Raw genomic sequence first — 13,859 nt, forward strand, 5'->3', positions numbered from 1 at the left:
ATGGACTTGAAGAAAGAGAAGAATTTCTTCGAGACTCGGGTGATCGAGTACCAGACCGGCGGCGCGCTGAGCTGGGATTGATCAAGACGGATGCCCAATCAAACCATCAAGACGCCCTGCGTCGGCCTCTGCTCCACCGTTTACGGGGACCTGGTCTGCCGGGGCTGCAAGCGCTATCACCATGAAGTGATCCAGTGGAACGGCTACAACGCCGAGGAGAAGCAGGCAGTCTGGCTGCGCCTGGAGCAACTGCTGGTGCAGGTAATGGCCAGCAAGCTGGAGGTATTTGACGCGTCTGTTCTGCGTCAGCAACTGGAAACCCGCAAGATCCGCTTCGTGCCGCACCAGTCACCCTATTGCTGGGCGTACCAGCTGATTGCCCGGGGTGCGCGGGTGATTTCCAAGTTGGAGGCCTATGGCCTGGCGTTGCTGCCGGAATTTCGTGAGCGCAGCCTGGCCGATCTGCGGGATGCGATTGACCGGGAGTTTTTCCTGCTGTCCGAAGCGCATTACGAGCGGTACATCGCGCCACGATTTCTGCAGGACGCATTCGAGCCGGCGTTGATCGCCACAGTCTAACCCGCAACACAAATAAAATGTGGGAGGGGCGGTGCGACGATTCGACTTGCTCCCTCCCACATTTGATCTCTGTGGATCAGGCGATCCAGGACGGGTCACGCTCCGCCTGCAAGCCATATCGCTCAATCGCCTGCCGGCACACTTCGCGCTCCAAACTGCCCTGCTCCACCAACGCCGTCAGCGCCGCCAGCACGAGGTGATGGCGGTCCACCTCAAAGAAATCCCGTAGCGCCGCCCGTGTATCACTGCGCCCAAAGCCGTCGGTGCCGAGCACGGTGTAGCTGGAGTCCAGATACGAGCCCACCATCTGCGGCACGGCCCGTACATAGTCGGAGACCGCGATCACCGGCGCGCCTTTGGGCAAGCATTCGGCCAGGTGGCTGACCCGTTTGACGCCCTGCGGATGCAAGCGATTCCACCGTTCCACCTCCCGTGCATCCCGGGCCAGCTCGCTGAAACTGGTCACGCTGAACACTTCGCTCGCCACCTGCCAATCGTCCGCCAGCAGTTGTGCCGCCGCCTGGACCTCGCGCACCAGCGTACCGGCCCCGAGCAGGCGCACTTGTGCCTCGGCAGCGCCTTCCAGGCGATACATACCCTTGATGATCGCCGCTTGCACGCCCACCGGCAGGCTGGGCTGAGGGTAGCTTTCGTTCATCAGGGTCACGTAGTAGAACTCATCCACATCCTGCTCGAGCATTTGCCGCATGCCGTGGTCGAGGATCACTGCGAACTCGCCGGCAAACGCCGGATCGTAGGCGCGACAATTGGGCACGGTGGCCGCCGTGAGGTGGCTGCTGCCGTCCTGATGCTGCAAGCCTTCGCCCCCCAGGGTGGTACGCCCGGCGGTAGCCCCCAGCAGGAAGCCCCGGGCGCGTTGATCGGCGGCGGCCCAGATCAGGTCGCCGACACGCTGGAAGCCGAACATCGAGTAATAGATGTAGAACGGCAGCATGCGCAGACCGTGCACCGAATAGCTGGTGGCCGCCGCGACCCAGGAGCTGATGGCGCTGGCTTCGCTGATGCCTTCTTCAAGGATTTGCCCGTCGGTGGCTTCGCGGTAGCTGAGGATCGACCCGATGTCTTCCGGCTCGTAACGCTGGCCGACGCTGGAATAAATACCGATCTGCTTGAACAGATTGGCCATGCCGAAGGTACGCGCCTCGTCCGCCACGATGGGCACGATGCGCGGGCCGAGCGCCTTGTCCTTGAGCAGGTTGGTGAGCATGCGCACAAAGGCCATGGTCGTGGACATTTCCTTACCGTCGGCGCCGGTGGCGAAACCGGCGTAACCCGTCAGCGGCGGCACGCTGACCGGCGCTGCCTGCTGGGTACGGCTCGGCACATAACCGCCCAAGGCTGCGCGGCGCTGGTGCAGGTAGCGCATTTCCAGGCTGTCGTCGCCAGGTTTATAGAAGCTCAGGGATTCGGTCTGCTCATCCGTCAACGGCAAGCGAAAGCGGTCACGAAAGGCGATCAATGCCTCACGATCAAGCTTTTTCTGCTGGTGAGTGGTCATCTTGCCCTGCCCGGCCTCACCCATGCCAAAGCCCTTTTTGGTCTGGGCCAGGATCACCGTGGGCTTGCCTTTGACCCGGCGCGCGGCGTGGTAGGCCGCGTGGATCTTGAGCATATCGTGGCCACCCCGCTTGAGGCCGTCGATCTGTTCATCGCTCATGCCTTCGACCCGCATGGCCATGGCCGCGCTTTGGCCGAAGAAGTGTTCGCGGTTGTAGGCACCGTCCTTGGCGGCGAACGTCTGAAATTGGCCGTCGACGGTATTCGACAAGGTGTCGACCAGCGAGCCGTCGGTGTCTTGGGCGAGCAAAGCGTCCCAGTCCGAGCCCCACACCAGCTTGATCACGTTCCAGCCGGCGCCGGCGAACAACGCCTCCAGTTCGTCGATGATCCGCCCGTTGCCCCGCACCGGGCCGTCGAGGCGCTGCAGGTTGCAGTTGACGACCCAGGTCAGGTTGTCCAGCCCTTCACGGGCGGCCAGGGTCAGCGCCGACATGCTTTCCGGCTCGTCCATTTCGCCGTCACCGAACACGCCCCACACGTGGCGGTCGGTGGTGTCCTGCAGGCCGCGGTGCTGCAGGTAGCGCATGAAACGCGCCTGGAAAATCGAACTGATGGGGCCGATGCCCATGGAGCCGGTGGGGAACTGCCAGAAGTCCGGCATCAACCAAGGGTGCGGATAGCTGCAAAGGCCGCGTGCGCCGGATTTTGCGCCGCCCAGCTCCTGGCGATAGTGCGCCAGGTCGTTCTCGCTCAAGCGCCCCTCAAGGAAGGCCCGGGCATAGATGCCTGGCGCCGAGTGCGGCTGGTAGAACACCAGGTCACCGCCAAAATGCTCGTTGCGGGCCCGAAAAAAGTGATTGAAGCCCACTTCGAACAAATCCGCGGCACTGGCGTAGCTGGCGATATGGCCACCCAGTTCACCGTAGGCCTGGTTGGCCCGCACCACCATGGCCAATGCATTCCAGCGCACCCACGAGGCCAGGCGCTCTTCGGTGGCCAGGTCGCCGGGAAAGGCCGGCTGCTGCTCGACGCTGATGCTGTTGATATACGGCGTGCCGTGGCGCGGCTTCCAGTCGATGTGCGGCGCACTGCCCTCGCGGGCGAGCAGGTCGAGGATCTGCCGCGCCCGCGCAGGCCCGGCGTGGGAGGCCAGTGAAGCCAGGGCGTCACGCCATTCGTCCAGCTCTTGCTGATCCAACGCCGTGTGATTGACTGCACTTGCGAAACCGTTCATGAGCACCTCCGGGCTTTTTTTCCAGTTTATGTGGGTGCTTGAGGATTTTTTGCCTGTTATCAGGCGCGGTTTGCAGCGGTTTGAGCATGAATCACTGCCAATCGGCTTTTTACCAGCACATCGTGCTCAAGCCCCCCGAAACCACCCAACTGTGTTTAAAATGCCGCCCGCTCAATGACCGACGCTCGACGATGACCCCAGACGCACTCGCCACCCTGCACGCTCACCTGCTCACCGCCCTGGCCAGCCCACCGGCGGAGACCCGCCGCCTGTTTCACGGCCGTGGCCGCTGCTGGCCGGGCCTGGAGCAACTGACCGTGGACTGGTTGCAAGGCGTGGTGCTGGTCGCGTTGTTCAAGGAGCCGGAGCCTGCCCAGCTGGAAGCCTTGAAACAGTTGCTGCAGACGCACTTGGGTGCTTACACCGTCGCCCTGCAACACCGTTATCTGCCGCAAAGCACCACCGAATGGCTGGTGGGCGACGCGGTAGATGAGCTGACGATTACCGAAGGTGGCCTGCGCTACCTGATCGACCTGGGTAAAAAACAGAACAGCGGGCTGTTCCTCGATATGCGCTACGGCCGCAACTGGGTACGCGAACAGGCCACGGGCCAGCGGGTACTCAACCTGTTTGCCTATACCTGCGGGTTCTCGGTGGCGGCGATCGAAGGCGGCGCCGAACATGTGGTGAACCTGGACATGGCCCGTGGCGCCCTCAGCCGTGGCCGCGACAACCATCGCCTGAATGGACATGACCTGAGCAAAGTCACGTTTCTGGGCCACGACCTGTTCAAATCCTGGGCCAAGGTCATCAACGGCGGCCCCTACGACCTGGTGATTATCGACCCTCCGTCGTTCCAGAAAGGCAGCTTTTTATTGACCAAGGACTATCAGCGCGTGTTGCGCCGCCTGCCGGATCTGCTTACGCCACAGGGCACGGTGCTGGCCTGCATGAACGACCCGGCCTTCGGCGAAGACTTCCTGATTGATGGCGTAACTCGCGAAGCGCCGGGCCTGCGCTTTGTGGAACGCCTGGCAAACCCGCCGGAATTCCCCGACATCGACCCTCAAAGCGGTTTAAAGGCCCTGGTGTTCCGTCAGGGCTGATGCCGAAACGTCTTACGCTTGCTACGCTAAGGGATACGCCGGGGTGGTGAACCTTATCCCCCCCTTCCCGGTCGATAACTGCATTCCCTGGCCAGACTCGACGGCGTTACGTTGTCGGCTGCCCTGTTTCACCTTTTGGAGATCCGCCCGTGATATCGACCCTGCATGTAGCCAGACTCAAAGCCTGGGGCGCCCACGGCTTTACCGCCACCGGTGTGGTGCTGGCCTTCCTGGCGACCCTGGCACTGCTGGAAAACTCGCCCAAGGCTTGCCTGCTGTGGCTGGGCCTGGCACTGGTGGTCGATGGCGTCGACGGCTCGCTGGCGCGACGGGTCAATGTGAGCACGGTGTTGCCCAGCTTTGATGGCTCGGTGCTGGACCTGGTGATTGATTACCTGACCTATGTGTTCATTCCGGCCTTGTTTATCTACCGCTATATCGACCTGCCGGACTTTACCCATCTGTTTACGGTGTCGGTGATCCTGGTGTCGTCGCTGTTCTGCTTCTGCAATGTGAACATGAAGAGCAAGGACAACTACTTCGTCGGCTTCCCGGCTGCGTGGAACGTGGTGGCGTTGTGCGTGTATATCATCCAGCCCGAAGCCTGGGTCACCTTGTTGACGGTGATTGGCCTGGCGCTGCTGACCGTGACGCCGATGAAGTTTCTGCATCCGTTTCGAGTGAAGCGTTTCATGCCGCTGAATATCGCGGTGACCACGATCTGGCTGTTGTGCAGCTTTCTGATGGTGGTGGACTACCCGAATACCAACCCGTGGACGTTCGGGTTGTGGTCGCTGATGTCGGCTTATTTCCTCGGGATCTGCGTGTGGCGTACCGCGCTGGAATGGCTCGACAAACGCCACAGCTGATCACGCTCGAAAAAGTGGGAGGGGCTTGCTCCCTCCCACATTTGGATCTGGGTGCATCACACGGGTAAGATGACCGCCTCTCGCTTAGCGCCCTGCCAATAATAAGCCCTGCCCATGCCCTTCGAACTCAGCGTTGACCTCACCACCCTAGCCATTCTCGCCGTCGTAGCCTTCATTGCCGGTTTCATCGACGCCATCGCCGGCGGCGGCGGGCTGCTCACCACGCCGGCCCTGCTCACCGCCGGCATGCCGCCGCACCTGGTGTTGGGCACCAACAAACTCAGCTCGACCTTCGGCTCCGCCACGGCAAGCTTTACCTTCTATCGACGCAAGCTGTTCAACCCGCGCCAGTGGGTGCACGCCATCATCGGCACGCTGGTCGGCGCGCTGACCGGTGCCGTGGTCGCCCACTACCTGCCTGCCGAAACCCTGAACAAAATGCTCCCGGTGATCGTGTTCGCCTGTGGCGTGTACCTGCTGTTCGGCGGCACACCCAAGGCACCGCTGGATGCCGATGCACCGATCAAGAAGAAATGGCAAGCCACCCAAGGTTTTGGCCTGGGCTTCTACGACGGCGTGGCCGGCCCCGGCACCGGTGCGTTCTGGACGGTGAGCACCATGCTGCTGCACCCGATCGACCTGGTGAAGGCCAGTGGCGTGGCGCGCAGCATGAACTTCGTGAGCAACGCGGCGGCGCTGACGGTGTTTATCATCAATGGCTCGGTGGACTGGATCGTCGGCCTGGCCATGGGCCTTTCGGTGATGTGCGGCGCGTTCTTTGGCGCGCGCAGCGCGATCAGCGGCGGCGCCAAATTCATTCGGCCGGTGTTTATCACCGTGGTGCTCGGCCTGACGGTACGCCTAGCCTGGCAGCACTGGTTCAGCGTGACCTAGACGACGCGCCAGGTAGAGGTCGATCAGGTAACGCGCAATCGAGCGTGAGGCCGGCAACGGCGGTAGCTCATGGATGTTGAACCACTGCGCATCTTCGATTTCGTCGGCCTGGGGCACGATATCGCCCCCGGCGTATTCGGCATGGAACCCCAGCATCATCGAATGCGGGAACGGCCAGCATTGGCTGCCCATGTACTGGATGTTCTTGACCTCCACCTGCACCTCTTCGCGCACCTCACGGATCAGGCAGTCTTCGGCCGACTCGCCCGGCTCGGCAAACCCGGCCAGGGTGCTGTAGACGCCCGTGACAAAGCGCGGCGAACGCGCCAGTAGAATCTCGTCGCCACGGGTCACCAGCACGATCATGCTCGGCGAGATCCGTGGGTAGCTGCGCAGGTCGCAGGCATGGCAATACATCGCACGCTCGCGTGGCACCTGGACCATGGCCTGGCCGCAGCCGCCGCAAAACCGATGCTCCCGCGCCCAGGTGCCGATCTGCGCGGCGTAGCCCAGCACTTTGTACAGGGTGTGATCACCTTGCAGCATAAAGCCGCGCAAGCCCTGCCAACTGCAACCCGGCACTTGGGCGGCCGAGTTGAGTTCCAGCAAGTACACCGGTTCACCGTCGAGGTGGCCGATGCCATGCTCGGCGAACACCGACAGGTCCTGGCGCTTGAGCCACTCCCTGGGAAACAGCGGGCCGTTGCTGTCATGCAAAAAGCCGTCGCGGCTGCGGGCGACGGCCCAGCCGCCTGGCGTGTCGTTGTCGAGCAGGGTTGTGGTAATCCAGCCTGGGGTCATGTCAGTCAATCCACGAATTCGGGTTTCTGCTTACTCATGTGGGCCGCAATGGCCACGCGCAGGTCGTTGGATTGCAACATAGCCGCGTTCCAGGTGGCAACGTATTCCAGACCATCATTGATCGTGTGATCACGCATGTAGCTGATCATGGCCTTGGTGCCGGTCACGGCAATCGGCGACTTGGCGGCGATCTCATGGGCGATTTCCATCACCCCGGCCAGCAGGCTTTCCGGGTCGGCATACACACGATTGACCAGGCCGATGTCACGCGCTTCTTCGGCACCGAACTGGCGGCCGGTGTAGGCCAACTCGCGCAGCATGCCGTCACCGATAATGCGCGGCAGGCGCTGCAAGGTGCCGACGTCGGCGGCCATGCCGATGTCGATTTCCTTGATCGAGAACTGCGCCCCTTCGGCGGCATAGCGCATGTCACAGGCGCTGATCAGGTCGATGGCACCGCCGATGCAATAACCCTGGATCGCCGCCAATACCGGTTTACGGCAATTGTCGACGGCATTGAACGAGGCTTGCAGTTCGAGGATCTTGCGCCGCAGCAGGCGTGCGTTGCGCCCGACATCCTTGCCGAACTCGTTGGCCACCGAGGCAAGCATCATCAAGTCGATGCCCGAAGAGAAATGCTTGCCTGCGCCGCTGAGCACCACCGCTCGTACGGCATCGGTGTCTTCGATCCATTGGAAGATGTCGATGATTTCGGTCCAGAACGCCGCGTTCATCGCGTTGATCTTTTCCGGGCGGTTGATCTGCACATGAGCAACGTTGCCGGTGAGTTCGACGACGAAAGCTTGGTATTCGGACATGGCAGTGATCCCTGACTGGCGAGTGATAAGGCTCGAACTATAACAAGGGTGCGCGACGGCGCATCGGCCAAAAACGGGACTGGCAAAGTAATGCAATGTTGCAGGCGCGCCCCTGCATGCAGTACCGATACATTTCCTCCAGCAGACGCAACTGATCGGTTATACCATCAGGGCCCTAGCCTGGAGCAACCTTATGCCGCCCACGTTTCGTTCGTCGCTGACGCTGGCCCTGGTGGTCGTGTTGACCGGTATCGGCGCGGGTTTGGGCGGGATGTGCCTGGCGCTGTTGCTGCACGGCATTCAACACCTGGCGTACGGTTACAGCCTCGACAGCCTGGTCAGCCATCAAACCTTTTTGTGGGGCGTGACCGCCGCGACACCCGAACGCCGCCTGCACGTGCTGATGCTGTGCGGGTTGGTGGCCGGGCTGGGCTGGTGGACGCTCTATCGCTATGGCCGCCCGCTGGTGAGCGTCAAGCAGGCCGTGTCGGCAAGCCTGCCGATCATGCCGGCCAAGACCACCCTCGCCCACGCCGTCTTGCAGATCATCACGGTGGCGCTCGGCTCGCCCCTGGGCCGTGAAGTGGCGCCCCGTGAGGTTGGCGCGCTGGCCGCCACCTGGCTGTCCCAACGCGCACGACTAACGCCGGAGATGCACCGGCTGCTCGTCGCCTGTGGTGCGGGCGCCGGGCTGGCGGCGGTGTATAACGTACCGTTGGGCGGCGCGGTGTTTGTGCTGGAAGTGCTGGTGGGCGCATTCAGCTGGCCGGCCGCACTGATGGCGTTGGCCACGTCGGCTATCGGCGCAGCGGTGGCATGGCTCGGGCTGGGGGCGGAAGCGCAATACGTCGTGCCGCACTTTGTGCTGAGCCCGGCGCTGATCGCCTGGGCCGTGGTGTGCGGGCCGGTGTTCGGCGTGGCCGCCTACGGCTTTACCCACCTGACCGGCGCCGCCAGGGCCAACGCGGCACGCGGGTGGCGCCTGCCGGTGCTGGCGCTGCTCAACTTCAGCCTGATTGGCGGGTTGGCCATGCTGCTGCCGCAGATCCTCGGCAACGGCAAAGGCCCGGCGCAACTGGGCTTTGATAATGAACTGGGCATTGGCCTGGCCGCCGTGTTGCTGGTCGCCAAGGTGCTGGTCACCGCTGCCAGCTTGCGCGCCGGTGCCGAGGGCGGCCTACTGACACCCGGCCTGGCCAATGGCGCATTGCTGGCGATCATCCTGGGCGGTGCCTGGAGCCTGATGCTCCCCGGCGTACCGCTGGGTGCCTTTGCAATCATCGGCGCGGCGGCCTTCCTGGCGGCCAGCATGAGCATGCCGTTGACCGCCATTGTGCTGGTGGCGGAATTCACCCGTATCGAGCATGACTTTCTGGTGCCGATCATCCTGGCCGTCATCGGCTCGGTGTGCGTGAGCAAGCTGTGCCAACGCTGGGAAAACACTGGAAAAAAGCCGGCCTAAGCGCCATCCTTCGCGCTCTAAGCTGCCCACCCGCAGCGCTCGACGCTTAAAGGATATGCCCATGCACGCCCAACCCCTCGCCCCCGCCGATTTCGAATTTCTCGAAGACACCCTGCTCAAGTACGGCGACGATCATTCGGTGCTGAACCTGGCCGAACTCGACGGCTATTTCACGGCGTTGGTCTCCAGCCCCGCGCAGGTGGAAGTCGGCGAATGGTTTCCGGCGATCTGGGGTGGGCAAAATCCCGACTGGGAAAGCGTGGACGAGGCCCAACGCTTCCTGGAACTGTGCGTACGGCATATGAATACACTGGCGGCGCAGTTGGCGACCGACGCCCAGGCGTTCAAGGCACGTTTTGATGACACCGACCATCAGGGCCAAGTTGTCACGCTCGCCGAAGAGTGGTGCTTTGGTTACATCCGTGGTGCGGCCATCGGCAACTGGCCAGAGTTGCCGGCTGCCGAAGCCGCGGCGCTGGAAAAGATCTCCTGGTGCGCCGAGCAGGATAACTTCGAGTTGCCGGCAGACCTGGATGTAGGCGCCCATCAACAGCGGGTCAGCGAAATCGAACCGGCCGCGCGGGCGCTACATGATTACTGGTTGGCCAAGCGTTAAGCCGGCCTATTTGAAGTCCAGATCAAACGCCTGGTAGAACGCATTGCCGGTGTTGGCCACGATCCACATCAGCACCACCACGTGCCGGCCCTTCTTGCCCTTGGGCAGCGTCACCTGATGCTCGACCTTGGCTTTGAGCGCGTCGGCATGTTGGTAGTACGGCACTTGGGTGTAGAAATCCTCGAAAAACGGCTTGGCTTCCAACTGAGCGCGGCTGATGCGCTGTTTCGGGTCCCAGCCATCCTTGGTGATAAGCCAGCGGTAGCCCCGGGTGACGTGGGGCGCGGTGTATTCCCACTGCACCTTGAACACCTGGCCGGCCTCGACGTTCAACAACGGCCAGGTAAACGGCGTATTGAGCTTCTTGCTCATCTCTTCATCGGTGAAGTTGAGGCAGTCGCGATCGTCAGTCTTGCCGCCGCTCAGGATATGCCCATCGACAGGTGGCGTGACACTCTGGTCATCGGTCTGATAAGGCGCGGGAAACGGCCCGGCGTTGAGTGCCGGGAAGTTCTTGCCGCCTTCCATTTCGTTGACTTGCCAGTTGCCCAGCAGCCCGCGTTCCACCGCGACCGAGCCACGGCTGGCCGGGGTCACGACGCGACCATGCTTGAGTTGAGTCTGGGGTTTGTTCATTTCAGTCACTCCTTGATTGAAAACTCCCCGGGATGGGGAGCGACCTGAACTTACCCCACCACCCGCGCTTGTCCACCGAGCCACAGCGTAGGAAAAGTTACATGGCACGCACGTCCCATTGAGCAGACGCATTTGTCCTGCGCCGGATTTGGGTATACGCCTACCTTGCAAGGGGGCATCCACCTACAGCTCTTGTCCTGGGACCGGTAGCGGCCTGAACCACCCGAGCACCGAGCGCACTGCGGAAAATGCCGCTCGGCGGTGATCCCCGCTCGACAAGCACTGCGCCTATACCCGATTATTCGGGTCCGCCCGTTGGCCGCGCCAGCCACCTTGCCTTGACCAGGAGCCTTGTACCTTGAGTTCGCAGAAAACCGTGACCGTGACACCGCCCAACTTCCCCCTGAACGGCAAGGTCGCGCCCCCCGGCTCCAAGTCCATTACCAACCGCGCCCTGTTGCTGGCGGCCCTGGCCAAGGGCACCAGCCGCTTGAGTGGTGCGCTGAAGAGCGATGACACCCGCCATATGTCGGTGGCGCTGCGCCAGATGGGCGTGACCATCGATGAGCCGGACGACACCACCTTTGTCGTCACCAGCACGGGCAAACTGCAACTGCCTGCACAACCGTTGTTCCTCGGCAATGCCGGCACCGCCATGCGTTTTCTCACCGCCGCCGTGGCCACCGTGCAAGGCACCGTGGTACTGACCGGCGACGACTATATGCAAAAACGCCCGATCGGCCCGCTGCTGGCGACCCTTGGCCAGAACGGTATCCGCGTCGACAGCCCCACCGGCTGCCCGCCGGTGACGGTGCACGGCGTGGGCAAGGTGCAAGCCAAGCGTTTCGAGATCGATGGCGGTTTGTCCAGCCAGTACGTGTCGGCCCTGCTGATGCTCGCGGCCTGCGGCGAAGCACCGATTGACGTGGCGTTGACCGGCAAGGACATCGGCGCCCGTGGCTACGTGGACCTGACCCTGGACTGCATGCGGGCCTTCGGCGCGCAGGTCGAGGTGGTCGACGACAGCACCTGGCGCGTGGCTCCGACCGGCTATGCCGCGCATGACTACCTGATCGAACCCGACGCCTCCGCCGCCACCTATCTGTGGGCCGCTGAAGTGTTGACCGGTGGTCGCATCGATATCGGTGTGGCGGCGCAGGACTTCACCCAGCCGGACGCCAAGGCCCAGGCCGTGATCGCGCAATTCCCGAACATGCAGGCCGAGGTGGTCGGCTCGCAGATGCAGGACGCGATCCCGACCCTGGCGGTGCTCGCCGCCTTCAACAACACGCCGGTCCGCTTCACGGAACTGGCCAACCTGCGCGTGAAAGAATGCGACCGCGTACAGGCCCTGCACGACGGCCTCAACGAAATCCGCCCGGGCCTGGCGACCATCGAAGGCGACGATCTGTTGGTGGCAAGCGACCCGGCACTCGCCGGCACCGCATGCACGGCGCTGATCGACACCCACGCCGACCACCGCATCGCCATGTGCTTTGCCCTGGCCGGGCTGAAAGTCTCAGGTATCCGCATCCAAGACCCCGACTGCGTGGCCAAGACCTATCCTGAATACTGGAAGGCCCTGGGTAGCCTTGGGGTTACGCTGAGCTACTGAAGCCGGCGGCGTCGGAATGGGGAGGTCGTGCACATGACAATTCGCCAACCCTGCCCACCCGGCGCCTGCGTTTGCGATCGCGAACAATTGCTGGACGTGCCCGGTGCCGACTTACGTATCCTGCATCTGACGCGCCAGGAAGAGAAACGCCTGATCGAACGCCTCGAAGACCTCAAGAGCCTGCAAGACCTGGAACACATGCAACAGCGGATGTACGAGTTATTGGGCATCCGCCTGCATATCGCGCCAGGGCATACCGAGGTCAAGAGCATGCGCGGGATCCAGATCGTCATCGACGAACTGCCCGGCATGTGTCGCAAGACCCGGCAGGCGATCCCGGCGGCGATTCGTCGCGGCATGGAGAAACGCCCGGAAATTGCCTACCGCTTGCTGGACGCCCACGACCTGTTTCGCGAAGGCTGAATCAGCTAGCGACCGGTTCGTCCTCAAACACCCTCTGCCCGATGGCCTTCGCCGTCTGCAAATGCGCCTGCGCAGTGCCGCTTTCCGATTCCAGCAACAGCTGCGACGTCACCACCTGCGCCCCGCAGTAATCAAAGATGCCGTAGTCGATTTGCGTGCGCATGGCCTGGGCGTAACCGTGCCGCTCAAACGCCCCCTCATCCGCCGCACCGACTGCGAGCAAGTGCACCTGCACATGGCGCAGCTTTTTCACCACCGGCAAATCCGGGCCGTAATCGATCGCCCAACCGTTGACGAACACGCGGTCCACCCAGCCCTTGAGCAAAGCCGGCAACGACCACCAATAAATCGGAAACACCAGCACCAAGGCATCCGCGCGGTCGATACGCGCCTGTTCGGCAAGCACGTCAGCCGGTGGGGTGGCACGGGCGCGATGCACCCGGTGATCGGCCAGGGTATAGCGCGGATCGAAGCCTTCGCCCGCAAGGTCAGCGATTTCATAGCTGTGCCCGGACGCAGTGAGGCCAGCAGCGACCTGCGCCGCCAGGCTGTGGGTGAGCGATGCCGGGTCGTGGTGAGCAACAACGATCAAAGCGTGCATGACAATGACTCCCTTTCGGTTTAGGCTGCACCTAAATTACTTTTAGTAAGTTACCTCTAGTAAGTTACGTTTGGTATATAAGCATGTCAAGTCATGAATCCCCTGCCCCACGTCGACGCTTGTCTCGCGAAGATCGCTTTCGCCAATTGCTCGAAGTGGCCTGGCAACTGGTGCGCGAAGAAGGCACCGACGCGCTCACGCTGGGTCGCCTGGCGGAACTGGCAGGTGTCACCAAGCCGGTGGTGTATGACCATTTCGTCACGCGGGCGGGGTTGTTGGCTGCGCTGTATGAAGATTTTGACGGGCGGCAGAATCAGCTTTTTGCCGAGGCCATCGAAGCCAGCGCGGCCACCCTGGAAGATCGGGCCGGGGTGATCGCCGCGTGTTACGTCGATTGCGTGTTACTGCAAGGTCGGGAGATTCCCGGGGTGATCGCCGCACTCAGCAGCTCGCCGGAACTGGAGGCGCTCAAGCGACGATACGAGGCGATCTTCCTCGATAAATGCCGTGAGGCGCTGTCGCCATTTGCCCCCGGCAGGCAGGTTTCCCAAGCCGGGCTGCGGGCCATGCTGGGGGCCGCGGAGGCCCTGTCCCAGGCCGCCGCCAGCGGCGAACTCAGCCGTGAAGAGGCGCAACAGGAACTGCTGGCGACCATCCTGGCGATGGTCAGTCGCAGTTAAACGC

Annotated in this window: 15 protein-coding genes; 10 read left to right on the forward strand and 5 right to left on the reverse strand. The window is 62.6% G+C overall.

From position 1 onward, the window contains the following. Together DK870_RS29790 and DK870_RS26860 are read left to right on the forward strand one after the other, a co-directional pair. On the forward strand, positions 1-81 hold an 81-nt coding region (locus DK870_RS29790; RefSeq protein WP_223820096.1), incomplete at its 5' end, for a hypothetical protein. Between the two features lie 9 nt (positions 82-90). Further along, entirely contained in the window at positions 91-579 is a 489-nt protein-coding gene (locus DK870_RS26860; protein ID WP_090371333.1) for a DUF1289 domain-containing protein, read from the forward strand. A gap of 76 nt (positions 580-655) precedes the next feature. Here DK870_RS26860 and mdeB read toward each other — a convergent pair whose 3' ends face one another. Beyond that, the gene (gene mdeB / locus DK870_RS26865; RefSeq protein ID WP_161550210.1) at positions 656-3,334 is read right to left on the reverse strand and encodes an alpha-ketoglutarate dehydrogenase; all 2,679 of its coding nucleotides are present in this window, start codon (positions 3,332-3,334) and stop codon (positions 656-658) included. A 191-nt stretch (positions 3,335-3,525) separates the two neighbouring features. Between mdeB and DK870_RS26870 the strand changes: the two genes are divergently transcribed. The 3 genes from DK870_RS26870 (at position 3,526) to DK870_RS26880 (ending at position 6,203) form a co-directional block, all read left to right on the forward strand. After that, complete coding sequence (locus DK870_RS26870) at positions 3,526-4,440, forward strand: class I SAM-dependent methyltransferase (RefSeq protein WP_060757015.1); 915 nt, start codon at positions 3,526-3,528, stop codon at positions 4,438-4,440. Between the two features lie 149 nt (positions 4,441-4,589). Then, positions 4,590-5,309: a phosphatidylcholine synthase gene (pcsA, locus tag DK870_RS26875; RefSeq protein WP_060757016.1), complete on the forward strand. Its 720-nt coding sequence runs from the start codon at positions 4,590-4,592 to the stop codon at positions 5,307-5,309. Between the two features lie 114 nt (positions 5,310-5,423). Then, the gene (locus DK870_RS26880; protein WP_161550211.1) at positions 5,424-6,203 is read left to right on the forward strand and encodes a TSUP family transporter; all 780 of its coding nucleotides are present in this window, start codon (positions 5,424-5,426) and stop codon (positions 6,201-6,203) included. On the opposite strand, the gene nudC is transcribed toward DK870_RS26880, so the two are convergent. Continuing rightward, positions 6,171-7,004, reverse strand: a complete 834-nt coding sequence (gene nudC, locus DK870_RS26885; RefSeq protein ID WP_161550212.1) for an NAD(+) diphosphatase — start codon at positions 7,002-7,004, stop codon at positions 6,171-6,173. The genes DK870_RS26880 and nudC overlap by 33 nt on opposite strands. Positions 7,005-7,009: 5 nt before the next feature. Then, positions 7,010-7,822, reverse strand: coding sequence for a crotonase/enoyl-CoA hydratase family protein (locus tag DK870_RS26890; protein WP_060757019.1), 813 nt, complete (start codon positions 7,820-7,822; stop codon positions 7,010-7,012). Positions 7,823-8,015: 193 nt separating this feature from the next. On the opposite strand from DK870_RS26890, the gene DK870_RS26895 reads away from it, so the two are divergent. Further along, the gene (locus DK870_RS26895; protein ID WP_161550213.1) at positions 8,016-9,284 is read left to right on the forward strand and encodes a chloride channel protein; all 1,269 of its coding nucleotides are present in this window, start codon (positions 8,016-8,018) and stop codon (positions 9,282-9,284) included. 61 nt (positions 9,285-9,345) lie between these two features. Next, a complete protein-coding gene (locus tag DK870_RS26900; protein ID WP_161550214.1) occupies positions 9,346-9,900 on the forward strand; it encodes a UPF0149 family protein in 555 nt (184 codons plus the stop codon). 6 nt (positions 9,901-9,906) lie between these two features. On the opposite strand, the gene DK870_RS26905 is transcribed toward DK870_RS26900, so the two are convergent. After that, on the reverse strand, positions 9,907-10,536 hold the full coding sequence (locus tag DK870_RS26905; protein WP_161550215.1) for a lytic polysaccharide monooxygenase auxiliary activity family 9 protein: 630 nt from the start codon (positions 10,534-10,536) through the stop codon (positions 9,907-9,909). Positions 10,537-10,894: 358 nt separating this feature from the next. On the opposite strand from DK870_RS26905, the gene DK870_RS26910 reads away from it, so the two are divergent. Both DK870_RS26910 and DK870_RS26915 read left to right on the forward strand, forming a co-directional pair. After that, a complete protein-coding gene (locus tag DK870_RS26910) occupies positions 10,895-12,151 on the forward strand; it encodes a 3-phosphoshikimate 1-carboxyvinyltransferase (RefSeq protein WP_090371344.1) in 1,257 nt (418 codons plus the stop codon). A gap of 33 nt (positions 12,152-12,184) precedes the next feature. Then, the gene (locus DK870_RS26915) at positions 12,185-12,574 is read left to right on the forward strand and encodes a hypothetical protein (protein WP_060757024.1); all 390 of its coding nucleotides are present in this window, start codon (positions 12,185-12,187) and stop codon (positions 12,572-12,574) included. A gap of 1 nt (position 12,575) precedes the next feature. Here the strand turns inward: DK870_RS26915 and DK870_RS26920 are convergent, their stop codons facing one another. Next, the gene (locus tag DK870_RS26920; RefSeq protein WP_161550216.1) at positions 12,576-13,175 is read right to left on the reverse strand and encodes an NAD(P)H-dependent oxidoreductase; all 600 of its coding nucleotides are present in this window, start codon (positions 13,173-13,175) and stop codon (positions 12,576-12,578) included. 83 nt (positions 13,176-13,258) lie between these two features. Between DK870_RS26920 and DK870_RS26925 the strand changes: the two genes are divergently transcribed. Next, positions 13,259-13,855, forward strand: a complete 597-nt coding sequence (locus DK870_RS26925; protein ID WP_161550217.1) for a TetR/AcrR family transcriptional regulator — start codon at positions 13,259-13,261, stop codon at positions 13,853-13,855. Positions 13,856-13,859 lie beyond the last annotated feature (4 nt).

It is taken from the genome of Pseudomonas sp. Q1 (genome assembly GCF_009935975.1).
GTDB lineage: Bacteria > Pseudomonadota > Gammaproteobacteria > Pseudomonadales > Pseudomonadaceae > Aquipseudomonas > Aquipseudomonas palleroniana.